Annotated in this window: 23 protein-coding genes and 1 pseudogene; 16 read left to right on the top strand and 8 right to left on the bottom strand. The window is 64.7% G+C overall.

Translation table 11 applies throughout. From position 1 onward, the window contains the following. Positions 1-2 precede the first annotated feature (2 nt). The 6 genes and pseudogenes from E4J89_RS03870 (at position 3) to E4J89_RS03845 (ending at position 5,427) form a co-directional block, all read left to right on the top strand. Positions 3-374 (top strand): heavy-metal-associated domain-containing protein, encoded by a 372-nt coding sequence (locus tag E4J89_RS03870; protein WP_240691692.1) that lies wholly within the window; start codon positions 3-5, stop codon positions 372-374. Between the two features lie 69 nt (positions 375-443). Further along, positions 444-2,603, top strand: coding sequence for a heavy metal translocating P-type ATPase (locus E4J89_RS03865; protein ID WP_136784779.1), 2,160 nt, complete (start codon positions 444-446; stop codon positions 2,601-2,603). A gap of 15 nt (positions 2,604-2,618) precedes the next feature. After that, complete coding sequence (locus E4J89_RS03860; protein ID WP_136784778.1) at positions 2,619-3,092, top strand: DUF6153 family protein; 474 nt, start codon at positions 2,619-2,621, stop codon at positions 3,090-3,092. Between the two features lie 116 nt (positions 3,093-3,208). Continuing rightward, positions 3,209-3,853 (top strand): DUF305 domain-containing protein, encoded by a 645-nt coding sequence (locus tag E4J89_RS03855; protein WP_136784777.1) that lies wholly within the window; start codon positions 3,209-3,211, stop codon positions 3,851-3,853. 168 nt (positions 3,854-4,021) lie between these two features. Then, positions 4,022-4,846, top strand: a complete 825-nt coding sequence (locus E4J89_RS19925) for a F510_1955 family glycosylhydrolase (RefSeq protein ID WP_346763371.1) — start codon at positions 4,022-4,024, stop codon at positions 4,844-4,846. Between the two features lie 270 nt (positions 4,847-5,116). Next, positions 5,117-5,427, top strand: a pseudogene (locus E4J89_RS03845) (alkylphosphonate utilization protein). Positions 5,428-6,590: 1,163 nt separating this feature from the next. Here the strand turns inward: E4J89_RS03845 and E4J89_RS03835 are convergent. Continuing rightward, on the bottom strand, positions 6,591-7,115 hold the full coding sequence (locus E4J89_RS03835) for a hypothetical protein (RefSeq protein ID WP_136784776.1): 525 nt from the start codon (positions 7,113-7,115) through the stop codon (positions 6,591-6,593). 604 nt (positions 7,116-7,719) lie between these two features. Here E4J89_RS03835 and E4J89_RS19350 point away from each other — a divergent pair. Beyond that, entirely contained in the window at positions 7,720-7,863 is a 144-nt protein-coding gene (locus E4J89_RS19350; RefSeq protein ID WP_169303914.1) for a hypothetical protein, read from the top strand. Between the two features lie 142 nt (positions 7,864-8,005). On the opposite strand, the gene E4J89_RS03830 is transcribed toward E4J89_RS19350, so the two are convergent. Continuing rightward, a complete protein-coding gene (locus tag E4J89_RS03830; RefSeq protein ID WP_136784775.1) occupies positions 8,006-9,100 on the bottom strand; it encodes an acyl-CoA desaturase in 1,095 nt (364 codons plus the stop codon). A gap of 391 nt (positions 9,101-9,491) precedes the next feature. Here E4J89_RS03830 and E4J89_RS03825 point away from each other — a divergent pair, with 391 nt between their 5' ends. Further along, complete coding sequence (locus tag E4J89_RS03825) at positions 9,492-10,682, top strand: AI-2E family transporter (protein ID WP_136784774.1); 1,191 nt, start codon at positions 9,492-9,494, stop codon at positions 10,680-10,682. Positions 10,683-10,913: 231 nt separating this feature from the next. Further along, entirely contained in the window at positions 10,914-11,276 is a 363-nt protein-coding gene (locus E4J89_RS03820; RefSeq protein ID WP_240691690.1) for a hypothetical protein, read from the top strand. A 319-nt stretch (positions 11,277-11,595) separates the two neighbouring features. Here the strand turns inward: E4J89_RS03820 and E4J89_RS03815 are convergent, their stop codons facing one another. Then, positions 11,596-12,021, bottom strand: coding sequence for a pyridoxamine 5'-phosphate oxidase family protein (locus tag E4J89_RS03815; RefSeq protein WP_240691689.1), 426 nt, complete (start codon positions 12,019-12,021; stop codon positions 11,596-11,598). A 336-nt stretch (positions 12,022-12,357) separates the two neighbouring features. Beyond that, positions 12,358-12,483, bottom strand: coding sequence for an ANTAR domain-containing protein (locus tag E4J89_RS19660; RefSeq protein WP_240691688.1), 126 nt, complete (start codon positions 12,481-12,483; stop codon positions 12,358-12,360). A 482-nt stretch (positions 12,484-12,965) separates the two neighbouring features. On the opposite strand from E4J89_RS19660, the gene E4J89_RS03805 reads away from it, so the two are divergent. From E4J89_RS03805 to E4J89_RS03775, 7 genes are all read left to right on the top strand, one after another. After that, the gene (locus tag E4J89_RS03805; RefSeq protein WP_136784773.1) at positions 12,966-13,433 is read left to right on the top strand and encodes a hypothetical protein; all 468 of its coding nucleotides are present in this window, start codon (positions 12,966-12,968) and stop codon (positions 13,431-13,433) included. A 55-nt stretch (positions 13,434-13,488) separates the two neighbouring features. Further along, the gene (locus tag E4J89_RS03800; RefSeq protein WP_240691687.1) at positions 13,489-13,725 is read left to right on the top strand and encodes a hypothetical protein; all 237 of its coding nucleotides are present in this window, start codon (positions 13,489-13,491) and stop codon (positions 13,723-13,725) included. A 942-nt stretch (positions 13,726-14,667) separates the two neighbouring features. Further along, positions 14,668-14,931, top strand: coding sequence for a DUF1508 domain-containing protein (locus E4J89_RS03795; protein WP_136784771.1), 264 nt, complete (start codon positions 14,668-14,670; stop codon positions 14,929-14,931). Further along, entirely contained in the window at positions 14,924-15,250 is a 327-nt protein-coding gene (locus E4J89_RS03790; protein WP_136784770.1) for a hypothetical protein, read from the top strand. The genes E4J89_RS03795 and E4J89_RS03790 overlap by 8 nt, the downstream gene beginning before the upstream one ends. Positions 15,251-16,091: 841 nt before the next feature. After that, entirely contained in the window at positions 16,092-16,484 is a 393-nt protein-coding gene (locus E4J89_RS03785) for a VOC family protein (protein ID WP_136784769.1), read from the top strand. A 268-nt stretch (positions 16,485-16,752) separates the two neighbouring features. Beyond that, complete coding sequence (locus tag E4J89_RS03780; protein WP_136784768.1) at positions 16,753-17,016, top strand: cyclase; 264 nt, start codon at positions 16,753-16,755, stop codon at positions 17,014-17,016. A 186-nt stretch (positions 17,017-17,202) separates the two neighbouring features. Then, positions 17,203-19,077: a Na+/H+ antiporter gene (locus E4J89_RS03775; RefSeq protein ID WP_136784767.1), complete on the top strand. Its 1,875-nt coding sequence runs from the start codon at positions 17,203-17,205 to the stop codon at positions 19,075-19,077. A 123-nt stretch (positions 19,078-19,200) separates the two neighbouring features. Here E4J89_RS03775 and E4J89_RS03770 read toward each other — a convergent pair whose 3' ends face one another. Genes E4J89_RS03770 through E4J89_RS03755 form a run of 4 tightly spaced genes read right to left on the bottom strand, consistent with a single transcriptional unit; the run spans position 19,201 to position 21,911 of the window. After that, positions 19,201-19,968 carry an SCO1664 family protein gene (locus E4J89_RS03770; RefSeq protein ID WP_136784766.1) on the bottom strand — a complete coding sequence of 256 codons (768 nt, stop codon included), beginning with the start codon at positions 19,966-19,968 and terminating at the stop codon, positions 19,201-19,203. After that, positions 19,968-20,516 carry a DUF3090 domain-containing protein gene (locus E4J89_RS03765; protein ID WP_136784765.1) on the bottom strand — a complete coding sequence of 183 codons (549 nt, stop codon included), beginning with the start codon at positions 20,514-20,516 and terminating at the stop codon, positions 19,968-19,970. Before E4J89_RS03765 ends, E4J89_RS03770 begins: the two co-directional genes overlap by 1 nt. A 24-nt stretch (positions 20,517-20,540) precedes the next feature. Next, positions 20,541-21,233 (bottom strand): histidine phosphatase family protein, encoded by a 693-nt coding sequence (locus E4J89_RS03760; protein ID WP_136784764.1) that lies wholly within the window; start codon positions 21,231-21,233, stop codon positions 20,541-20,543. Between the two features lie 45 nt (positions 21,234-21,278). After that, entirely contained in the window at positions 21,279-21,911 is a 633-nt protein-coding gene (locus E4J89_RS03755) for a LysE family translocator (protein ID WP_136784763.1), read from the bottom strand. Positions 21,912-22,024 lie beyond the last annotated feature (113 nt).

Genomic DNA, 22,024 nt, shown 5'->3' with positions numbered 1-22,024 from the left:
GCGTGAGGGAGATCGCCATGTGCGGAGCAGGGAACCGCGAACTTCCGCTGATAGATGCCTCTTCTCCCGGCTGCGCCTGCTGCGCGCCCGCTGACGCCGAAAACGTCGAAGAGCCGGCATCTGCTGCTGCGCATAAGGCAGCAGATGCCGGCTTCCCGGTCCGTGCCGAATACCGAGTGGCCGGAATGGCCTGCGGGCACTGCTCGTCCACTGTCGTCGACGCGCTGATTGGTCTCGATGGCGTCACAGATGTGCAGGTGGTGCTCGTTCCTGGTGGCGTTTCCGCCGTCAGCATCACCGCCGCCCAGCCTGTGGCCGACGCGGAAGTGTGTGAAGCAGTAGCCGAAGCTGGCTACCAGGTAGCCACTTCCTAAAAGAACACCGCGCCTCTGAAATGACAGCGCCGCAGATTTCTCGACAACTTTCATCAAGAACGGAGAGTCATGAGTTCCCAGGGTTCGCCCGAACGGCAACACCACCACGGGCATGAGCAGGCCCAGGTGGCAGTGGACGAAGAACACGCTGTCCATACCCATGGGCAGCACGCAGGACACAGCACCGCCATGTTCAAAAACAAGTTCTGGCTGTCGCTGGCTCTTTCGATCCCCGTGGTCTTTTTCAGTCCGATGTTCGCGATGCTCTTGGGGTACGACATTCCCGAGTTCCCCGGCGCAGAGTGGATTCCACCGGTGCTGGGCACCGTTATCTTCTTCTACGGCGGCCTGCCGTTCCTGAAGGGCGGGCTGTCGGAGCTGAAGGCCCGCCAGCCGGGCATGATGCTGCTGATCGCCATGGCCATCACCGTGGCCTTCGCCGCCTCCTGGATCACGACCCTGGGCATCGGCGGGTTCGACCTGGACTTCTGGTGGGAACTGGCGCTGCTGATCGTGATCATGCTGCTGGGCCACTGGATGGAGATGCGGGCCTTGGGGTCGGCCCAGGGCGCCCTCGACGCTCTGGCGGCACTGCTGCCGGACGAAGCCGACTTGGTGAACGATGACGGCAGCGTCACCACGGTGCCGATCGGCACCCTGACTGCCGGCAACATCGTCCTGGTGCGCTCGGGCGCCCGGGTTCCCGCAGACGGCCGCATCATCGACGGCGAAGCCGAGTTCGACGAATCCATGATCACCGGTGAATCCAAGGCCGTGGGCCGCGGTGCCGGAGACACCGTGGTCGCCGGAACCGTCGCCACCGACAATGCCGTGCGGATAGAAATCACCGCCGTGGGCTCCGACACTGCGCTGGCGGGCATCCAGCGCCTCGTCGCCGAGGCGCAGGCCTCATCTTCCCGCGCCCAGGCCCTCGCAGACCGCGCGGCCGCCCTGCTCTTCTACTTCGCTCTCGGCGCCGGCATCATCACTTTCGTGGCTTGGCTGGTCCTGGGCAGTCCGGACGAGGCCGTGGTCCGGACGGTCACTGTCCTGGTGATCGCCTGCCCGCACGCGTTGGGACTGGCCATTCCGCTGGTGATCGCGATCTCCACTGAACGCGCGGCCCGCTCCGGCGTGCTGATCAAAAACCGGATGGCGCTTGAACGCATGCGCACCATCGACGTCGTGCTGTTCGACAAAACCGGCACCCTGACCGAAGGCCAGCACGCCGTCACCGGCACCGCGGCGATCGACGGCGTTACCGAGGCAGAACTGCTGGCTGCCGCAGCCGCCGTCGAATCCGACAGCGAACACCCGGTGGCCCGCGCGATCGTCGAGGCGGCCGCCGCCAACCCCCAAGCTTCCGCGATGCGGCTGACCGGCCGGGATTTCAGCTCCATGACCGGCCGCGGCGTACTCGCCGTCGTCGGCGGCACCGAAGTAGCCGTCGGCGGACCGAACATGCTGCGCGAGCTCGGCCTGACACCCCCCGATGGGCTTGCCGCGCATACTTCCGCATGGATGGAGCGGGGCGCGGGGGTATTGCATGTGGTCCGCGACGGGCACATCATCGGCGCGGTCGCCTTGGAAGACAAAGCCCGCAACGAGTCCCGGGCCGCCGTCGCCGCGCTCCAGGAACGTGGCGTGAAGGTCGCGATGATCACCGGCGACGCCCGGCAGGTGGCCGAGGCTGTCGGGAAGGACCTGGGCATCGACGAGGTCTTCGCCGAAGTGCTGCCCCAGGACAAGGACAAGAAGGTGACAGAACTGCAGGAGCGCGGTCTGCGGGTCGCGATGGTCGGCGACGGCGTCAACGACTCCCCGGCCCTGGCCCGCGCCGATGTCGGCATTGCCATCGGCGCCGGCACCGACGTGGCGATGGAATCGGCCGGCGTCGTGCTGGCCGGCAACGACCCCCGGGCCGTGCTCTCGATGATTGACCTGTCCCGGGCCAGCTACCGCAAGATGATCCAGAATCTTCTCTGGGCCACCGGCTACAACATCATCGCCGTGCCGCTGGCCGCCGGCGTGCTGGCCTTCGCGGGGGTAGCGATCTCTCCGGCCGTCGCCGCGATCCTGATGTCTATCTCCACCATCGTGGTTGCCCTCAACGCCCAACTGCTGCGCCGGATCGATCTGGACCCGGAACGGATCCAGGCCGATGCCGGACCCGGCACGCCGGAGGCGGCCCGGGTTCCGAGTGGATTCGATTCCGCCCGACGGCAGTAGCTAGGCTGGATGCAAATGATTGTCAGGAACAAGGCGTCAGGAACAGTGGCCCGGACCAACTCCCGGGTCACCGCTTCCTCGCCTGCCCGGACCGTCGGACTGCTGCTCGGGCTTCTCGCGATCATCGTCGGAATCCTCGCCATGCACACCTGGACCGGGAACCATAACCCGGACTGGCAAAGGACACACCATGTCGCCGCTATCGGGGAAGGGGCCGTCCACATCCCGCCGATGGCCGGTTCGGCGCTTTTGGTCCAGGACAGCGGCGGAACCGCGGCGGCCCTCTGTGCCAACTGCGGAGAAACCGACATGGCCGCTGGCATGTGCATCCTGGCCTTGTTCCTGACCGGTATTGCGGCCCTGCTGGGCCTGAAATCCGGCCTGGTTGTGTCTGCCGCCGGACTCCGCGGACCGCCCCGCATCCTTCCCCGCACCGCGCCGCATCTGCGGCCGCCTTCACTGGTTCAGCTCTCCATCAGCCGCACATAAACCGGCCGGTACCGCCGCTATGCGGAAAGACCGGTCCGTTACCCCCTGCTTGAGCTCTTGCGCAGCGTGGGGCGATGGACGACACCTCAGAAGAACCACTGATTGAAGGAACCACAATGAAACGTCAACTGACTGTCTCGGCAGCCGCCCTCGCCACCGTCCTGGCTCTGGCCGGATGCGCAACGGGCGAAAGCGGCACCCAATCGCCGGAACAGACCTCGGCGGCCACCTCCGCAACGTCTGCTGCCGAGGTCAGCGCCGAACACAATGACGCGGATACGATGTTCGCCCAGATGATGATCCCGCACCACCAGCAGGCCGTGCAGATGAGCGAGATCATGCTCTCCAAGGAGGATCTGGACCCGAAGATAACCGACCTGGCGACGAAGATCAAGGAAGCCCAGGGACCGGAAATCGAGCGGATGACCGGAATGCTCCAGGCATGGGGCCAACCGAGCATGATGCCCTCGCAAAGCGCCGGCATGGACGGTCACGAGCTGCCCGGCATGGCTTCCGAGGAAGCTGGCATGGAAGGCATGATGTCCGAAGAGGATCTGGCACAGCTTGAGGCTGCCCAGAGCACCGAAGCCGCAAAGCTGTTCCTGACCCAAATGATCGCCCACCACGAAGGCGCCGTAAAGATGGCCGAGCAGGAAATGGAGCAGGGTTCCAACCCGCAGGCCGTGGAACTGGCCCGGACCATCGTCACGGACCAGGAAGGCGAGATCACGGAGATGCGGGACCTGCTCAAGGCCCTCTAACCCTCACCGCAGCACCAAGCGGCAGCGGCGGCCACCCGTCCGCCGCTGCCGGCTCGCCACCCTCAACTCTTTTCCTGACCGGAGTAATACACCCATGCCCCGAATGATCTCGACCCGCGCCGCCCAGGCGCTCACCGGCGTCGCTGCCCTCGCGCTGCTTGCAACCGCCTGCACCTCACCCGGTGGCGCAGCCCAGAACTCCACGCCCCCGGCCACTCGCAATCCGTTTGGCCATGTCCACGGCATGGCCGCGGACCCGGACACCGGACAGGTCCTGCTCGCCACCCACTATGGGCTGTTCGATGTCAGCACAGAGCCGGCCGAAAAGCTCAGTCCCACCATCGATCTCATGGGCTTCGCCTGGGCTTCGCCGCCACGGCCGACGCCGGCCACTTCTACGCCTCCGGCCACCCCGGCGCAGGGTCGGACCTGCCGAACCCTGTCGGTCTCATCCATTCCAACGACGGCGGGAAAACCTGGACACCGCTTTCCAGACAGGGCGAATCCGACTTCCACGCCCTGGCCACCACACGAGACGGCATCATCGGCTTCGACGGCCAACTGCGGATCAGCGCCGATGGCCAGGAATGGAGTACCGTCCAGACCTCCCTCGAACCGGTGGCGTTGGCAGGATCGCCTGAAAGCGACATCGTCCTGGCGACCACAGAAGACGGCGTCCAACGGTCCACCGACGGGGGCAACACCTGGTCACTGCCGGACGGAGCGCCGCTGCTGATGTTCACCGCCTTCGCCGATCCCCGCACAGCAGTTGGCGTTGCACCCGACAGCACCGTACACATCAGCCGGGACGCCGGAAATGCCTGGGAACAGACTGGCAAGGTTTCCGCGCCGGCCGCCGCAATCACTGCCGCAGTCGACGACGGAGGGGAGTTGCGCATCTGGGTCACCACGGATAACGGCGTCGAGCACTCCGCTGACGGCGGGGCCGCATTCAACACCGCGATCCCCACAACCAGCAGCGTTGTGCGCTGAAGGGCGATGCTGTTGGAAGGTACGTTGACCACCAAGTCGACGGGTTGACGGTAGAGAAGCCGGAGAGCTTAAACTCTCCGGCTTCTCCAGTCGCAGCGAGGCTTGTATGAGCTGGTCCATGAGTGAAGCAAACTGGGGCAGAATCGGCATCGGACTATGACTCAGGGATACTCGACTCGACATGGTCGAGGGCTAGGGATCGCAGGCTGGCGTACCTCCTTATCAGTCAAGACGTTATTCGGCTACGCAACGTGGTGGAGTTCCGCTTCAATGTCTGACGCTCTGCCGGCTTGCCCGGAGTGCCACGAGGCGTTCACATACGAGCAGGGCGCCGTGTTGGTGTGCCCGATGTGCGGCCTCGAATGGTCGAAGGTATCGGCTGAGACCGCGATGGTGACACGGCCACGATCGTCAAGGACCTCAAGGTCAAGGGCGCCGGTGGAGGTGTCGTGAAGGTCGGCACGAAGGTGCGCGGCATCCGACTCATTGAGGACGGCGTGGGCGATCACGACATCGATGCGACCGTTCCCGGGTTTGGTCGGATGCAACTGAAGTCCAGCGTGGTGAAGAAGGTCCTCTGACCCGCGGCTGCCCCCATGGATAGGACGGCGCTGCAGTTCCATCCATGCCTCTGTGCGCCCTAAATGTGTCACCGACGTATGCCACTTTATGACGTGGTCGACGACGAACTTAGCGCAGCGCTGAGAGCTTACCGCGAGGCATGGCATGGCTACACTCACGACCCTGCGCGTCGTCGAGGCGAGTCCGCGCCATCAGGGGATGAGCGATTCCTGGCGGAAATAGGCGCCGAGCGAGGTCAGTAGTTGCTGGCCGCCGTCCGTGCATTACACGCTGAAGCGCAACTTGTGCCTGACCCGGGCGGACCGCTCGGCAGCTATGCCGACGCGCTTGCGGACTGGGCGGCCGCCCATCCCGAGGTTGATCCCAGTGAAATGCGCCGAATCACACGCGAACTGCTCTGGGGCCACCGGTAAGCCTAGCTGCACAACCGAATCTGTCTCGAAGCCTCTGTGCCTCGAAACCGTAGAGAAGGTTATTCGGTTACAAAACGTGGTGGAATTTCGGTTTGCGATACAATGCCTGCGCTCCCGAAAGGTGCCGGGAGGTGATGTTGGGAACTCCCGGTGATCGTCGCCCGAGGCTGGAGCTGACCACCGACCCGGACACCGCCGCAGCATGGTTCGAAGAACTGCCGACCACCGCCCGTTGAAGGACTTTCCAAGTCGAACAGCTGCGGTACTGCGTATTCGAGCCGAAGACCGGCCGGTTCCAACCCGAGTACGCCGGGAAACTGAACTTCTACCTCGGCGTGGTCGATGACCTCCTCAAGCGCGATTTCCGCCGCGAAACGGTCGCATGTGCGGTCTATGTCTATGGGCGGGTTTGCAATCTAGGTTGAGGAGAAGTTTGCTTTACTTGTTCATGAGTAAAGGAGCGGCCGTTGGTCGGTCGCCGGTCCAGCTGGATGTGCTGCCCGGTCAGGGGCAGTTCGGCGGCGGTGTCCGAAAAGTCTGCCCGACCTCGGGCTGGTTCGTACTTGAGAAGAAGACATCCCCGGTAATCGGCTTCCCACTGCGCCCTGGTGGCGGCGGAAGTAACGGAGGACGACATTGTTCGTTGGATGGGTCAAACCGGGCTGCCCGACGGGTGACATCGACCCGGGGGCCCGCCGCCGGGATCGTAACCGATCGGTTACTCGTTTCCCACAGTCGGTGGATCGGCCTTAGCATGCGGTAAGTCCGTGTCTTGCGAGGTAAGTGCGCCACCACTGCAGGCACTCGTCTGCCAGTTCCAGCACATCGACCGTATCGGTCGGGTCCTCACTGAAGCGGATACTGGCCCTGGAGTTGTGATGGATCACCATGCTCTGAACCCCCGCGGGTCTGCGTTGATGGGCGGTTTTCGCCACCGCCCTGCACCGGCGCATGCAGAGCACGGTAGTCTCGACCTCCTTCAGATCGTCCCCGAAGGGAATTGTGTCATCGGTCATGATCCAGTCCCGGAAGTTCCAGCACAGGATGAAAAAGACCATCATGTCTGTCTTCAGGGTTTCCGGGTCCGCAGCCGCCGTATAGCCGTTCGCGATTTTCCTCCGTGTCCGGCTCATTGCATCCCACAAGTCGGTCCAGAGCGGGGGCCCATATTCCTTCGCCACGTCCGAAGCGGCTTCCGCCCGGAGGCGGCCAGTGGTCGGGGGAGTTTCAGGACGCTCGGGTTGAGTGCCGCCGCCAGTGCCGGTCCTTGACATGCCCTGAGATTATCCCGTGTAGTACGGTGATTGCCATAGCACGTCACAGGCTCTACGTCCCGGCCACCACCATTGGTGGTCAGGCTCGTAAACAATGCCGGGAAATCCTACGCCGGGTTCTTCGAAGTCATCAGCCCGGACCAGTCCCAATGGGCTCATAGGGGCAAACCGATCTATGTCGGAATGAACCTCACGCCGGTGCCGCAGGCCGCCGGCGTGGGTATCGCAGCGACGAGCCTCGGCTCCCCGGGACTGCCTGTAGCTGCACGCGGTGTCGCCGTGTCTGGGTTAGCGGAGGCGTGCCGGAGAGCGATTACGTGTTTGAGGAAAGCTTCGATCTGCCGCACGCGCAGGTGCCGCTGCATCAGGAAAACCACTCAAATCCTGCCCGCGTGTCTTTTGGCTCTGCCGGAGGAGGAGGCGGAACGGTGGTCATCTTCGTTCTCCGCCAGCGAGAGTGGCTTGCCGGCTGGCAGGAGCCGGCGGAAGTTGTGCTCCGCCTTCGGGTCTGCGCACCCTCCTTTGTGGACAATGACCCTCGTTTCCTCGCTCCAGAAAGGAAACCGGCGAATCTATCCAGGATGTGCACGATTGGGACGAGGTCGTGAAGAACGGCGATCTGAAGGTTCAGGAGTGCGCACATGCGCAGGGGACCGTGCTGATCCGTGAACTGGAACGGGAGTTTCATGTGCTCGCCCAGGGGCACATCAGGGCCCAGACCCATGCCCGATGCGGCGGCCGCCTTTGACGGGTAGCGACGGGCTGGTCAACCCTGTCCGGCCCGGGAGTCTTTCCCGCAGCGCAGGGAAGCCCGTCTCGATGTTAGGAGCCCATCAGCGTCGGGGAGCAATTCTTTGGGCGGGGGCGCATGCTTTCCCCGCTGGGGTGGTCTAGTCGGGGCGGTAGATGTCGGCGACGGGGCAGTGGAAGGGGTCCGTGGCGGCGATGCCGACGCTGTTGAGGTAGCTCACGATGGTGGCGTAGGAGGCAATCAGACCGGTTTCGGTGTAGGGGATGTCGTGCCTCTTGCAGTACCGGCGGACCATCGAAGCGGCTTTGTGCAGGCTGGGGCGGGGCATGTCGGGGAACAGGTGGTGTTCGGTCTGGCGGTTCAGCCCGCCCATGAGCAGGTCCATGATGATGCCGCCGCGGATGTTGCGGGACGCGGTGACCTGGCGGGTGACGAAGTCCGGCCGGGCGGACTTGGGGTAGATGGGCATGCCCTTGTGGTTGGGTGCGAACGAGGCGCCCATGTAGAACCCGAATACGGCGGTCTGCACACCGATGAACGCGAAGGCCATACCGGCGGGCAGGAAAAAGAAGACGACGCCGAGCAGCAGCGCGAAACGGGCAGCCAGGAGTGGGATCTCGAACCACCGGTGGTCGACTTCGGCAGGCCTGAGCACGTATTTGACCGAGTCGATATGGAGGCTGAATCCGAGGAACAATAGCAGCGGGAAGAGCAGATAGCCCTGGCACCGGGTTACCAGCACCATGAAGCCGCGCCTGGCGGCGGCGGCGTCGGGATGGAAGGCGACGGCGCCGGTGCGGATGTCGGGGTCCTTGTCCACTTGGTTGGGGAAGCCGTGGTGCCGGGTGTGCTTCCGTACCCACATGGCGTAGCTGATGCCGACCAGGCCGGTGCCGATCAGCCGAGCGGCCCACTCGTTGACGCGTTTGGAAGCGAAGACTTGCCGGTGGGCTGCTTCATGGGCCAGGAAGCTGAACTGGGTGAACAAGATGCCCAGGACCGCCGCGATAAGCAGCTGGAACCAGCTGGCACCCAGCAGCCCGAAGCCGGTCCACGTTCCTGCCAAGGCGAGCATGAGCAGGGCGAACAGGGTGATGTAGTAGCCGCGCCGGCGGCGTAGCAGGCCCGCTTCGCGGACCTGGTCGGCCAAGGCCAGGTACCCGGCGGCTATGCCGTTCGGCTCTTTGGAACCGGGGAGGACCTCCGGACGGGGTCCGGAACGGTGAGCGTCCATGGGTACCTCGGAACTGCCAGAGGCCTTCGCGGGCCTTTGCTCGAACCGCCGGCCCTGCCTCGAGGATACGCTCAGGTCATGCACACACGGAAGGGTCCGGCGTCCCGGCGTCCTGCAGTGCAGGCTATTCGTGCCAGAGCTGCTGATGTCCATGTTCATTTTTGTCCCTGCTGACTGCCGACAGTGTTAGCGGCCCGTCTCACACTCACCGGAAAGGAAAGCGGTGAACCGGTCCGGGGACGGATACTTGTGACGGCTCCGGACGGTGTCCGCGCCGCATGCTTTTCGGGTAGCAGCGAACCCCTAGGGGGGTGCCGTTCTTGCGGCCTACCACCCGGGGAGGCGCATCCTGAGAGTACCTGTACAGCAGGCAGATAAGGGGATGGTTTCCATGACAACAACCTCGTCCACCGTGGGCGCCGTGAAGGCCCGGGGATTATGGGCCGACGGATTCGGCCGGGCCGGGACCCGTGCCGCGCAGTTCATTTTGCTCCTGATCGCGGTCTCCGTTGCCGTGTACGGGCTGATACAGCTCAAGCTCATCGTGATCCCACTCATGGTGGCGCTCATCCTGGCCGCGGCGCTCAACCCGGTGGTCGCCTTCCTGCGAGGCAAGGGGCTCCCCAGTGCGCTGGCGACCTGGATTACGTTCCTGGCCGCCGTCGTCGTGCTGGGAGGCATTGTCACCGGCATCGTTTTCGCCGTGCGCAGCGAATGGGACGAGCTGGTCACCGCCACCGCCGGTGGATTCGAGGAGCTCCAAAAATTCGTGGCTTCCGGTCCACTGCCCATCGACCAGACAATGATCGACAGGGGCATCGACGCGGTGACCGGGTTTGCCACCAGCAGCCAGTTCGGGGCCGGCGCCCTTGCCGGGGTTTCGACGGCGGCCGAGGTCATCACGGGTGTCCTGCTGGGCGCCGTCGTGCTCTTCTACTTCCTGAAGGACGGCGGACGGATCTGGAATTTCTTCCTCCGGCCTTTCCACGGTGAGCGACAGCGCAAGCTTCGCAGCTCCGGGTCCAGGTCCCTCGTCGTGCTGGGCCAGTATGTGCGGGGTACGGCGATCATCGCCCTGATCGAGGCTGTGGTCATCGGCGCGGCACTGTTCATCCTGCAGGTGCCGCTGGCCCTTCCGCTGGCCGTCATTGTTTTCCTTGGCGCCTTCATCCCGATGGTCGGGGCGACGGTAGCGGGCATCCTTGCTGCTCTGATCGCGCTGGTTGCCAACGGGCCAGTTGTGGCGCTGATTGTCGTGGCCATCGTCATTGGCATCAACCAGCTTGACGGCCACGTCCTGCAACCAATCGTGATGGGGAGATCGCTGCGCCTGCACGGCCTGGTCATCATCCTGGCCCTGGCCGCCGGTGTTATCCTCGCCGGAATCATCGGTGCCGTGCTGGCCGTGCCGCTAGCCGCGGTAACCTGGGCCATCATCCAGGTCTGGGCCCAACCGGCGGACACCGGATCCGGTCCGGCCAACGGGAACGGACTGACCCGAGTGCGGTGGAAGGCGTTCATCGCGGCCCGTCGGGCAGCGCTTGCCGCCCGGACGGGACGGGAAGCCAGAAAACGCAGCTGACGTACACCCTTGTCCCAGGTGAACGATTCCGTCAGAAGGGGCTGCCCGCTGTAGCCGCCGGGGCAAAGATGACCGTCAGTGCCGAAGGGAAGAGGAGCGCTGCCAGCCCGAAACAGCATGAATTGAGATAAAGGTTCATCGGCACAACCGGCATCGTTGCGCTGCGGGGGGAGCATTCCCGGGCATCTTCAGGCCTGTTCCGTTATCCGTGAAGTGGGGTGCGGTGCGGCCTTGGCAGATGTCAGCGGCGAGGTCACGGAGGTTGACGTTCTCAAGGAGATGGTCTCCGTCGTGCGGACGTTTTCGAGGTTTCAGTCCTTCGAGATACGCCAGTCCGATGGCAAGCGCCGGAAGTTCAACAGCATCGTCTTCGCAAACATCGCCGAGATGGCGGAGTATGCCACGCTCAGCGAGCCCGATGACAAACTCTCGGATGGAAAATTCGAAGTGGTCATTTTCCCGCACATTTCCAAGTGGCGTGTCCTGCTGAAGGCGCTGCGCGCCACTACCCAAGGGCTGGGGGACCAGCCAAGTGTGAACAGCTACGAGTTCACCACGCTCAAGCCCTGCCCTATCAAATCGACGGCGAGGTGAAGACGGTTGACGCCGGAACCTTCGTCAAGGGATTGCGGCAACTTTAAGCTGGCGGGACTTCAGCGGACACAGCATCAGCCGCCGAAATATCCACGCCAAGTGGAAGCTCGCCAGCGATTTTCTTCGGGGCATGTACCGCTCGTCTCTGAGGTGACGAGGGCGGTCCTGCCTCCTCCACTTAGCTGAACATATTCGCCGATACGGCATCCGTCGGCGCGCCGCAGTCAAGGCCAGGTACCCGGCCGCAATGCCGTTCGGTTCCCGCGGCTATGACGCCTCGCCTGTCCCCGTGACCTTGGCCGGGTGCGCCGGTCAGTTGTTACCAGCGGTCGGGGGCGGGGCCGCGGGCGAAGCGGCGGCCGGTGATCTTTTGCGGCGTGATGACGACGAAAACGTATTTCATCGTCGGGATCCATGAGCGCAGTGGCAGTTGCGCTGCGGCTTCGATGTCGGCCCCTCCCGCCAAGGTTTCGGCGGTGCCGTGCACGATCACACTCCAGGCGAACTCGTCGGTGAACCCGTCCGTTTCCAGGGCCACATGCTTATTAATCGTCAAGTTCACCAGTTTGCTGCCCTCAGCCGTGCAGAACAGCACGACGCCGTCATGGGCGAGGTAATTGATGGGAAAGATCTCCGGTATGTCACCCACACTGACGGCCAACCTTCCCAGCTCCGACCCGGCCAGCAGGTCCCACGACTCCGATGGGTCAAGATCGAGTACGGGATGTTCTTGATCAGGCATCATGAATTGCTCATCTCCCTCTAACGGTTGACGGATCCCACCACCGGTCAGTCTCCCGTGCCGTGACCGGAACTGGGCCGAGCACGCTGACCTTCGGGAATAAGGGCGTTCCAACGGCTCCCGATAGGGGAGCGCATATCGACTCAAGCAAACAGGGGCAGGCACTCGCGCTGTCCGGATGCCGCAGACCCTCCCACGTTCCATTCTTCCACAGGGCGCCCGGCATAGAACATCCATCGTGGTTTCGTGCTGCAAGCCTCGTGGCACACCACTTCACTGGGCATGGGCAGCCGCGGTCGTAAAAAACGCTACCAGCCCCGTCCGTCGTAGGCGCGTGATTTATTTGCTTCCGAATCTTGGCAACGACGGGCGGGCGGCAAGGTCACGGAGCTTGATCTTGCGGCTATTGGAAGCATTCTTGAGGATGTGGAGGGCATCTTCTTTGCCACACCCGTTTCGTCCCATGAGGATCCCAACGGCGAGAACGATGGTGGTTTCGGATTGTCCTGCTCCCGTGCTATCCGCACAACCAGGCGCAACGCCTTGGAGGCGAGCAGAACTTCCCGTGGATCTCCTCGAACGCGGCTCGTCATACGGTTCCTCGAGGGGAACGAGCTAGGGCTTCCGAGCCATCACGCGCTGAGGTTCTTGGCGCGGGACGGGTCACCGTGTTCACAGGCTCGTTGCGGGAATTGGCACCTGGCGTAGGGGAAGGGTCCCGACGAACCCCCAATAAGCCGCCGCGGCCCTTCCACCAACCTGCCGGGACACTCACTGCTTGATGCCTCCACAGGTGTCATCACTGTCCCACGGATAAGGTTCAGAACCTAATGTTTGTTCGCGGCCAAGGCGGTCTTGTTCCGCTTGGGCCGCGAGCACCACGCCGGCCGGTGCCGCCGCTCCGCCGGCACGCCGGTCCGGGACGCCGGGCGGGCGTACCCTGAGATATGACGACTCATTATGTCCGGGGTGCCTCCATCACCAGTGCGGCGTCCCGGGTGGAAATCCAGGACATGCTCACCGGGTACGGTGCCACCGGATTTCGCTGCGGTTGGGAGGAGGGCAGGGCGGCCATCGCTTTCACCGCCGGCGAACGTCGGTTCCGTTTCGTGCTCGCCCTTCCCGGTTCGGCAGAGAAGGCCGGCCCGGCGGGTGATCCGCTGCAGCCGCGGAGGCAGGGGGCGGGCAGCAAGCCGGCGGAGGAGATGTCCCGCCGGTGCTGGCATCAGTTGTCCCTGCTGATCCGGGCGAAGCTGGACGCCGTAGACTCAGGGATCGTCACCTTCGATCAGGAGTTCCTGGCCTACATGGTCCTACCCGGCGGGGGCACCGTTTTCCAGGAGGCGGCACCGGCCATCGGCACGGCCTATGCCACCGGGGTCCGGGCAGGACTTTTTGGCAAGGGCGGCAGGTAACCAGGGCCGGGGCCGGCAGTCCTTTAGCGTCAATCCATCAGACAGGGGTATGGGCATGAACGAGTCCGAGGCATCACTGGTTATCAAGGCCGGGGCGGAACTGCTACGCACGGCATCCTCCGATCCCCGGTCCAATGAAGGCTACCCGGCGGTGAAAGCCACTATCGCCGCGGCCTTGGACGACCTGGCGGAAGCACTTCACAACTTTGAGGCCGCTGTTGGCACAATTGGCCGCTCCACCGGCTGGGTCCAGGACCTGAACCGGGTAGCAGATGACCTAAGGGGCAAATAAGAAGCCCAGCCACTGTGTTGCCGCTGTCTGCTGCACTCTACCGGTCGCGGGACGGCTGCACGGAAAGTACCCGCGAGCCCGGCCCTGGCCGGCTCCGGCAGCGGCCAAGGCCTGGCAGGCGGGAAGGTGCCGGCGGTCCGCCCTGCCGGTCGGATCGGCAGGTGTGGGCTAGGGGCCGAGCCACATGACAAAAGCCCGGCAGCCCGCCGTGACCGGCGGCCGTTACATGGGACAAGCGTTCGGAGGGCCAGTTTCGCCCGGATCGGCGCCGCCCAGGAACCAGTAGACCAGCGGGACGCCGGCGGAGCATGTGTACATCATTTCCGCCGGCGGGGGAGGGGAGTGGCCGGCGAGTGAAGCGCTGAAGGATGGGCTTACGCGGTTCCTGGTCGCGTTCCCATATCTGCAACGCCAGTGGTTTACATAGATGCCGAACACGGCTCGAAGCGCACCTGGCACCTTCCCATGAAGCACTCCCGGCCGCTGCGTGGGGTGGACGCTCCGGCCGGGGCGGGGCGTAGTTCGCGGTGATTAGGCTGGGGCTATGAATGGTTCCGTTCTCGGGCGTTTTGACCGGGTTGTGCTTATCTACAATCCGGACGCCGACAAGGTCCCGGTGTATCTGGCCCAACGACTGCGCGCGGACCTGGCCGGCGGCTGCCGGATGTGCCGGTGCAGGTCCGGCCCACGGAAGCAGCTGGCCAGGGGCCGGCGCACGGGGGCAGATCCTCGCCTTCGGCGGCCCGGTTACTGGGCAGCAGGGTCAGTGGCGGTCGGACGGGAAGGAGCCGGACTATAGCAATTTGGTCCAATCGATGCAACAATTGGGTCCGGGTTGCCCACCCGGACGGCGGCGTGAGAGTCCCTCGTGGGGGCATTGATGATCACATCAATGCATGCAGGCGGTCGGGGTGCCGCCGGGATTCTAGGGGAATGGTCGGTATGGCGGGGCAGTTTGAAATTTTCACGGACGGCACGGAGTTCAGGTTCCGGTTGACGGGGGAGGACCACGAGGTCCTGGCCGTCTCCGGGCTGTTCCGGGACAAGGCCGGGGCGGCGGCGGCCATCTTTGCGGTGCGGGAAAACGCCGCGGCAGGGCAGATCGTGGACAAGTCTGGCGCCTCCGCGGCGGAGCCCTCCCGGAGAGGCGGCGATGACCGGTCCACGGGTCGCCGCCGGCTGGCCGGGGCGCCACTGCGTGCGTGAATTGCGCAGCGGGGCGGTCCCGGCTGCGCGGTCGAAGCTGAAGGTGATGGTCCGGCTCGACGTGGACATGGCCGCGGCGCACATCCGGATCCGGGGCACGGTTACCGAGCGTAACCTGGGGGCGGTTTACGCGGTGGTACGGCGGGCCTGCACGTTTGCCGGCGGAATGGCCGTGGTCCTTGACCTGCGTCAGGCGGTGGTGGGTGCCGTGCCGATGGCAGACCTGCACTCGGCTCGCCGGACGGGGCAGCTGCCCCCGGCCACCGGTCCGGCGTCCGTGCCGTGCCGGCTCGAGGTCCTGGAACCGGCCGCGGCGTAGGACGGCAGCGGCCGGCGGTCGGCTTGCCAGTCTGCGCCGACGGGGCGGCGAACTCTTGGTCGCCGGGGTCGAGCAGGCGGGGACGTTTCGCCCCTGTCGTGGAGAACGCGGACCGGCCAGCCGGCCGTCGTACACGCACGGTTCTTAGTGGCTTTAGTGCCCATACCTGGGCAGGGCACGTTGGACACGAATGGCGCTCGTCGGCGTTGTTGCCGAGGTTCGCACTCGACAAGTCAACGGGATCGTGCAGATGGTCAACGTCGGCGTCGCCACCTTTCACGGACGTGACCGAATTTGGAATTGTCTTCAAAGCCAGCGCCATCCAAATAAACGGTGTTCCCGCTGCACGAGGCGAACGGGCCCTGCCTGTCGCATCAACAGCGCCAGCAGAACGCGTTTGCATTGGCGAGCCGTCGTAGAGGTTATTCGGCTACGGAACGTGGTGGAGTTCCGCTTCAATGTGTAGTTCCTGACTTCCTGAGACGTTTTGCCGTGGCCGCTAAGAACACGTGTTCTTAGCCGCCACGGGCTTTTGCGGCAGCACGCCTCATCAAATTGATGCCGTTGAGCACCGATGCCGCGTGGCGCCATAACTGTTGGCCGGGAGAGTGATGCAGCCTCAGAACTCTTCATCGCGATCCTCGTCTTGGGGCGCCTGGCGGTCAGAAGTGACTGCTTCCCAACGCCAAGGAGGGTTAGTCTCATGTGGACAATCATCTTTGGCCGCGCTTTCGTGGGCGAGGACTGCCAGACGGGTTGCGGCGGCGGTGGGGGATCGTCGACCTAGCGGGTGAAATCTGAGCCGAAGACGATCCTTCCTTGATGGACATAAAATGCTGGCATGGCATCCAAGCTCGCCGCCTACTTGAGCTACGCCGATGCTCCCGCCGCAATTGCCTGGCTGGAAGCGATCGGTTTCAAAGTGGTCGCCCGAAAGGACGGTCCTGGCGGCAGGGTCGTGCACTCTGAACTGCGGTTGGACGAAGTCGTCGTCATGGTTGCGAGTGATGACAGCGACTATGTTGTCGCTCCGCTTGTTGGGAGGTCGACCGGGGCGGGCCTGTACGTCGTTAGAGGCGATGTCGATCAGATCTACACCGCCGCAGTCGATGCCGGCGGCGTGTCGGTTTTCCGGCCCGAGGACACTGAGTGGGGCACGCGACGGGCTCGCGTTCTGGACCCGGGCGGGCGGGAGTGGAGCTTCGGGTCGTACCAACCCGGAGTCGGGTGGTAGAGGAACCCGGTTTTATGCACCTCGCCAGGCACCCTCTCCGAACGACCTGGGCAGACGGGCGGGCCCGGAGGCAGCCAGAGGCAACATTTCCGCTCTTCCTGCGATCGGGATGAACACGGTCACGGTCCGTGCCATTACTGCGATGACCCTGTGCTGCACAGGCATCAGCCCCTACCCGCTACGAATGCTCAGGAGTAGTTTGAATCTTGTCCAGCGGCCCCCACCATCGTGGATGGCGCGCAACCCGATCCAACCCCTGGAGCTCGCAATGGCACTCTTACTTACGCTGCACCGCGTCGCCGACTACGATGCTTGGCGCAAGGTCTACGATTCAGTGGCAGACATGCAGGCGGCTGCCGAGGTAACCAGCGAATCCGTGCACCGAATGGTCGATGACCCGAACAACGTTCTCGTGCTCCACTACTTTGATTCCGTAGACAAGGCCCGCGCCTTCACGACCCTCCCGCAACTGAAAGATGCGATGCAGCGGGCAGGAGTCCAGGGCGAGCCGCGCTTCGAGTTCTTCGAATAGAGGAGTCGCCTCGGCGAAGCCCGGTCCCACGCTCTCCTGGCAGGAAGGCGTCGACCATTCCCTTGCTTCCCTTGCTGCCGAGGGGCTCAAGCCCTCCGACGACGACGCCGGAGCGCCGTCGGTCCACCCGCCCGCGGAATTCCTGCGCACTCACCACTGACCGGAGCATTCTGCCAGAATAGGTGCATGGACGTCGCCGTCGGTCTGCTGGCGCTGGTGGCGGTGATTTGCGCGGTCAGCGCGCTCGGCCGCCGGTTGAAGGTCTCCGTCCCGCTGCTGCTGGTGCTGGTCGGCGTTTTGGGATCTTATCTGCCCTTCATCCCATCGGTGGCCCTTATCCCGGACATCGTCCTGATCGGGATCCTGCCGCCGCTGCTCTATGCGGCAGCGCTGCGCACCTCAGTGGTGGAGTTCCAGGCCAACAAGCGGTCGATCGGAATGCTCTCGGTCGGTTACGTGATCTTCGGTACCGTCACGGTCGGACTGGTGGTCTGGTGGTTGCTGCCCGACGTCCCGCTGCCAGCCGCGTTTGCCCTCGGAGCGGTGGTCGCACCACCCGACGCCGTGGCCGCAACGTCCATCGCCCGGCGGGTGGGCATGCCGCGGCGGATCGTGAACATCCTTGAGGGCGAGTCGCTAGTCAACGATGCAACAGCACTGGTCCTACTCCGGGCCTCGATCGCAGCGATAGCCGGCAGTTTCACCCTGCTGGAGATCGGACTGGAGTTCCTGCTCGCCGTGGCCGGCGGGGCAGCGGCCGGAGCGGCTGCTGCCTGGCTGCTGCTGCAGATCCGTAGGAGGGTTCGCAATGTAGCCATCAATACCTCAATGTCGCTGGCCGCTCCCTTCGTGGCGTTCATCCCGGCCGAGAAAATCCATGCCTCCGGCGTCCTGGCGGTCGTCGTCGCCGGACTGATCATCGGCACCCGAAGTCCGGCGATGCCTGGCGGTGCATCCCGGTTGAGCCAGCGCAGCAACTGGGCCACAGTGCAGTTCCTGCTGGAAAATTCCGTCTTCCTACTGATTGGGCTGCAGGTGCGGTCGATCATCGATGCCGCGAACGCTGACCCGCTCGGCCTCGGACGCGTCTGGTGGACCTGCGCGGTGGTGCTGTTGGCGGTATTGGTCCTGCGCCCGGTCTGGGTATTTCCCACCATGTACCTCCCACGCCTGGTCCCGCGGATCAGGCGATCGGACCCGGCGCCGGGCTGGCAGGTACCCGCCGTTGTCTCGTGGGCCGGGATGCGTGGTGTGGTGACCCTGGCCGCGGCCTTGGTCCTGCCGCAGGACATACCCCACCGCCAGGTCCTCATCCTCGCCGCCCTCTCCGTAGTGGGCGGAACCTTGGTGCTGCAGGGATTCAGCCTGCCCTGGCTGGTGCGCAGGCTGGGACTGCATGGCCCTGATCCTGCGCAAGACGCGCTGACTCAGGCCTCGATGCTCCAGCAGACCGTGGCAGCCGGATTGGAAAGGCTGCGCACAGCCGCTGTGCCTGAGGACCCGCCGGAAGTCCTGGATATGCTGCAGCGGCGGACCGAGGAGCGCGGCTTGGCAGCCTGGGAGCGGCTGGGCCGGCCGGAAACCGAAATCCGCACCCCCAGCCACCGCTATGCGCAGCTGCGGGTAGCCATGCTGGACGCCGAACGGGCCAAAGTCCTGGAACTTCGCGGAACGGGTGACTACCCTTCCGAGGTGGTGGATGAGGTGCTGGAGCGGTTGGACATTGAAGAATCGATGCTCGACGCCGCCATGGACGACTGCGGCACCCGTCACGGGGCGTTCTGGGCCGTACCCCAGGAGGTAGCGACCGGCTGCGGGCACATGGTCCGGGCACCGGACCGCCCGGTTCCGGTCGACCCTCAGTGTCTCGACTGCCACGCCGAAGGAACCACTCCGGTCCACCTGCGCCTGTGCCTGGAATGCGGCAACGTCGGTTGCTGCGATTCGTCCCCCGGCCTGCATGCGGCCCGCCACCACAGCACCACGGGCCACCCGGTCATGCGCAGCGTCGAACCGGGTGAGTCGTGGCGCTGGTGCTATGTCGACGAAGTCCTGGGCTGAGGCGCAGCCGGCTTCTCAGCAGGGATCCGAGTTTCGTTCATTTCGGTGAGCCGACGTGGAAAGATGTGCAGCGGCGTCGCGCTGAGTACGTGGCCTGGTTCGCTGCATTTGCTGCATATCGACCTAGAACAGTGGCCAGGGCACCGCAGACATCTCACCGCGCGGAGGCGGAAACCGCCCGGCCAGGCGCAGTTGGGCACAGCGCGCGGCGATCGATGCGATTTCTTCGGCACTGAGCAAGTCCGCCAGATTTTTGCCCAACTCGCCGTGCAGTCCTTCGCTGACTCGGTCTATGCCGTCACGTTCCTCAGCGGTGAGAGCGTCTCCCAGCCATCCCCACAGCACCGTGCGCAGCTTGTGGTCACGGTGAAAGGTCAGCCCATGGTCCACGCCGTGCCGGTGCCCGTCCGTCATGGCAAGAATGTGGTCGCCCTTGCGGTCGGCATTGTTGACGATGACGTCGAACACCGCCATGCGTCTGAGCGCCGGCGAGTCTTCGTGAACGAGGGCGACCGGGCGTCCGTTCTCATCTCGACCCTTGAGCACGTGCTTCCAGCCCGTCTCCGGTACCTGGTCTGCGGCGACCAGGTCCACGGCGCGTTGTGCGGGGTCTTGCTCCTGCCAGAGCTGCACCATCCCTTCGCCGAACGGGCCATCGCGCAGCCAGGTCTGCGGTACGACGTCCCAGCCGAAGGCCTGCGAGACCAAGTAGGCTGCCACCTCCCGGTGGGCCAGCGTGCCGGGGGGAAAATCCCACAGCGGACTTTCGCCTGCTATCGGCTTATAAACGACCACCACGTCGCCGATACTGCCCAGAAATGTTGCGTTTGATGCCGTCGTGATACGGCCAGTGAGCGTCAGCTCGGCGGTCACCAGGTCCAGCGCCGGCATCAGGCCTCGGGAAGGGTGCAGATGTGCCCGTCGGCGTCCATGGGGTAACCGCAGAGCGGGCACATTGGGCGTCCGGCGTCCACGACCTCACGGGTGCGCTTCGCGAAAGCGCGGGCGGTGCCGACCGGCATTCGCACCACCAGCATCTCGGCCGCGTCAGCCCCGTCCTCGTCAAGCGCTTCGTCGTCGGCATCGACATCGGGGATGGCGTAGGCCTCGATCACGAGCTGCGCCGTCGTCGGGTCCCAACCTAAGGTCATTGAGCCGGTGCGAAACTGCTCCTGAACTGTCTCGAGTTGGTCGTTGTCGACAAGTTCAATCGGAGTGCTCGTAGGGACGCTGAAGGGGTTGCCCTCGACGGCGATGAGCTGGTCGAGAATTTCGTCGATCTTTTCCGCGAGCAGAGCCGACTGCTGCTTCTCCAGGGCAATACTCACGATCTGTGTCCCCGCACGCACTTGCAGATAGAACGTCCGCGCCCCCGGAAGGCCAATGGTGCCAACGACGACGCGATCAGGCCAGGCGAACTCGTGAACACGTGTAGGCATGTCAGTATTTTAGGCCCATGAAGTTCAGGGCGCTTGCTTCCCTGCACCGCCGCCCACCGGCGCACCGGCAGAGCGGATGCCCTTTGACAGCCATGACAGATCACCGGCGTCGGTGTTGGTGGCGTAGACGCTTGGCCGACTGATGCCGTAGCTCACGATGGACACGGACCCTGGGCCCACGTTGATGCGCTGGAACAGGTCAAGGTGCATGCCAAGCGCGTCGGCAAGGATTGACTTGATGACGTCGCCGTGACTCACCGCCACCCACACGGCCCCTGGCCCGTGCTCCGCCTCGAAGGCTGCATCGTGGCGTCGAATCGCTGCCACCGACCGGGCCTGCATCGCGGCCAGGGATTCACCGCCGGGAAAGACGACGGCGGACGGTTGCGACTGCACAACCGGCCACAAATCCTCGGTCTCGAGATCACTGATCGCGCGGCCCTGCCACTCGCCGTAATCGCACTCGGTGAGATCTGGATCGATCGGCGCGTCCGGCGCGCCGGCCTGGCGATCGAGGATGAACTGGGCGGTCTGCCGACAACGCTCCAGAGGGCTCGACACCACCCCGACGACGGGCACGGCCGCGAGCCGGTCCCCGGTCAGGGCCGCCTGGTCGCGCCCGGTCTGGTCCAGCGAGACGCCCGCGGCCCGACCTGCGAGCTGTCCAGCGGCGTTGGCTGTGGTGCGTCCGTGCCGCACGAGAATGACTGTCGCCATCCACCCAGCCTAACCACTTGCTCGATGGCGGCGTGAACCCGTCCTTCAGCTCTTGGAGCCGGTCAGTGCGAGCGTGCCGCCAAGGCCGATCATCATCGCGCCGCCAGCCCCGGAAAGGGTGGAGAGCCGGCGTGGGGAATTGGCGAACCACGCCCGGGCAGTGCCGGCAGCCAGAGCCCACGCGCTGTCGCAGACCAGCGCGATGGCCTGAAAAGTCAGCCCGAGAAGGAGCAGCTGCGCCCACACCGCTCCCGCGGCGGGATCGACGAATTGCGGCAGCACGGCAAGGAAGAACGCGAGGGTCTTGGGATTGGTGAAACCGACGATGAAGCCTTGGCGCAGCAGCTTCCAGGAGGATGACGGGACACGAGGTGTTCCTGTTGCACGCGCGCGGCGGTGCCGAATGGCCTGGATACCGAGCCAGACGAGGTAAAGACCGCCGGCGATTTTGAGCGCGGTGAACGCGACGACAGAGGCCGTCACGATCGCGCCTACGCCGAAGGCGACAGCGAGGATGGCGGGGATGATCCCAAGAGAGTTGCCTGCGACGCTGAGGACTCCCGCCCTGCGGCCGAAGGCGATGGACCGTCCGATGGTAAAGAGCACGCTGGGGCCGGGAATCACGATGATGACCGCCGCCGTGACGGCGAAGGCGACGAAATTCTCCAAGGGAGGCATGACTGAACCATACTCCCGGTCAGGTCCCCGCGCCCGGAGTTTCGATAGGACAAATCACCCGGCCGCCTGCCGATGGTCGGCTGGTACCGGCCGCCCTGACGCCGCGAGCGATC

Source organism: Arthrobacter sp. CAU 1506 (assembly GCF_005047635.1).
GTDB lineage: Bacteria > Actinomycetota > Actinomycetes > Actinomycetales > Micrococcaceae > Crystallibacter.
This window is presented reverse-complemented; position numbering and strand designations above follow the sequence as displayed.

Excerpts from the sequence above, each read along its gene's own strand:
- E4J89_RS03865 (WP_136784779.1), top strand. The coding sequence starts at position 444 with ATGAGTTCCCAGGGTTCGCCCGAACGGCAACACCACCACGGGCATGAG.
- E4J89_RS03860 (WP_136784778.1), top strand. The coding sequence starts at position 2,619 with ATGATTGTCAGGAACAAGGCGTCAGGAACAGTGGCCCGGACCAACTCC.
- E4J89_RS03855 (WP_136784777.1), top strand. The coding sequence starts at position 3,209 with ATGAAACGTCAACTGACTGTCTCGGCAGCCGCCCTCGCCACCGTCCTG.
- E4J89_RS03835 (WP_136784776.1), bottom strand. The coding sequence starts at position 7,115 with ATGTCAAGGACCGGCACTGGCGGCGGCACTCAACCCGAGCGTCCTGAA.
- E4J89_RS03830 (WP_136784775.1), bottom strand. The coding sequence starts at position 9,100 with ATGGACGCTCACCGTTCCGGACCCCGTCCGGAGGTCCTCCCCGGTTCC.
- E4J89_RS03825 (WP_136784774.1), top strand. The coding sequence starts at position 9,492 with ATGACAACAACCTCGTCCACCGTGGGCGCCGTGAAGGCCCGGGGATTA.
- E4J89_RS03815 (WP_240691689.1), bottom strand. The coding sequence starts at position 12,021 with ATGATGCCTGATCAAGAACATCCCGTACTCGATCTTGACCCATCGGAG.
- E4J89_RS19660 (WP_240691688.1), bottom strand. The coding sequence starts at position 12,483 with ATGGGACGAAACGGGTGTGGCAAAGAAGATGCCCTCCACATCCTCAAG.
- E4J89_RS03805 (WP_136784773.1), top strand. The coding sequence starts at position 12,966 with ATGACGACTCATTATGTCCGGGGTGCCTCCATCACCAGTGCGGCGTCC.
- E4J89_RS03800 (WP_240691687.1), top strand. The coding sequence starts at position 13,489 with ATGAACGAGTCCGAGGCATCACTGGTTATCAAGGCCGGGGCGGAACTG.
- E4J89_RS03795 (WP_136784771.1), top strand. The coding sequence starts at position 14,668 with ATGGCGGGGCAGTTTGAAATTTTCACGGACGGCACGGAGTTCAGGTTC.
- E4J89_RS03785 (WP_136784769.1), top strand. The coding sequence starts at position 16,092 with ATGGCATCCAAGCTCGCCGCCTACTTGAGCTACGCCGATGCTCCCGCC.
- E4J89_RS03780 (WP_136784768.1), top strand. The coding sequence starts at position 16,753 with ATGGCACTCTTACTTACGCTGCACCGCGTCGCCGACTACGATGCTTGG.
- E4J89_RS03775 (WP_136784767.1), top strand. The coding sequence starts at position 17,203 with ATGGACGTCGCCGTCGGTCTGCTGGCGCTGGTGGCGGTGATTTGCGCG.
- E4J89_RS03770 (WP_136784766.1), bottom strand. The coding sequence starts at position 19,968 with ATGCCGGCGCTGGACCTGGTGACCGCCGAGCTGACGCTCACTGGCCGT.
- E4J89_RS03765 (WP_136784765.1), bottom strand. The coding sequence starts at position 20,516 with ATGCCTACACGTGTTCACGAGTTCGCCTGGCCTGATCGCGTCGTCGTT.
- E4J89_RS03760 (WP_136784764.1), bottom strand. The coding sequence starts at position 21,233 with ATGGCGACAGTCATTCTCGTGCGGCACGGACGCACCACAGCCAACGCC.
- E4J89_RS03755 (WP_136784763.1), bottom strand. The coding sequence starts at position 21,911 with ATGCCTCCCTTGGAGAATTTCGTCGCCTTCGCCGTCACGGCGGCGGTC.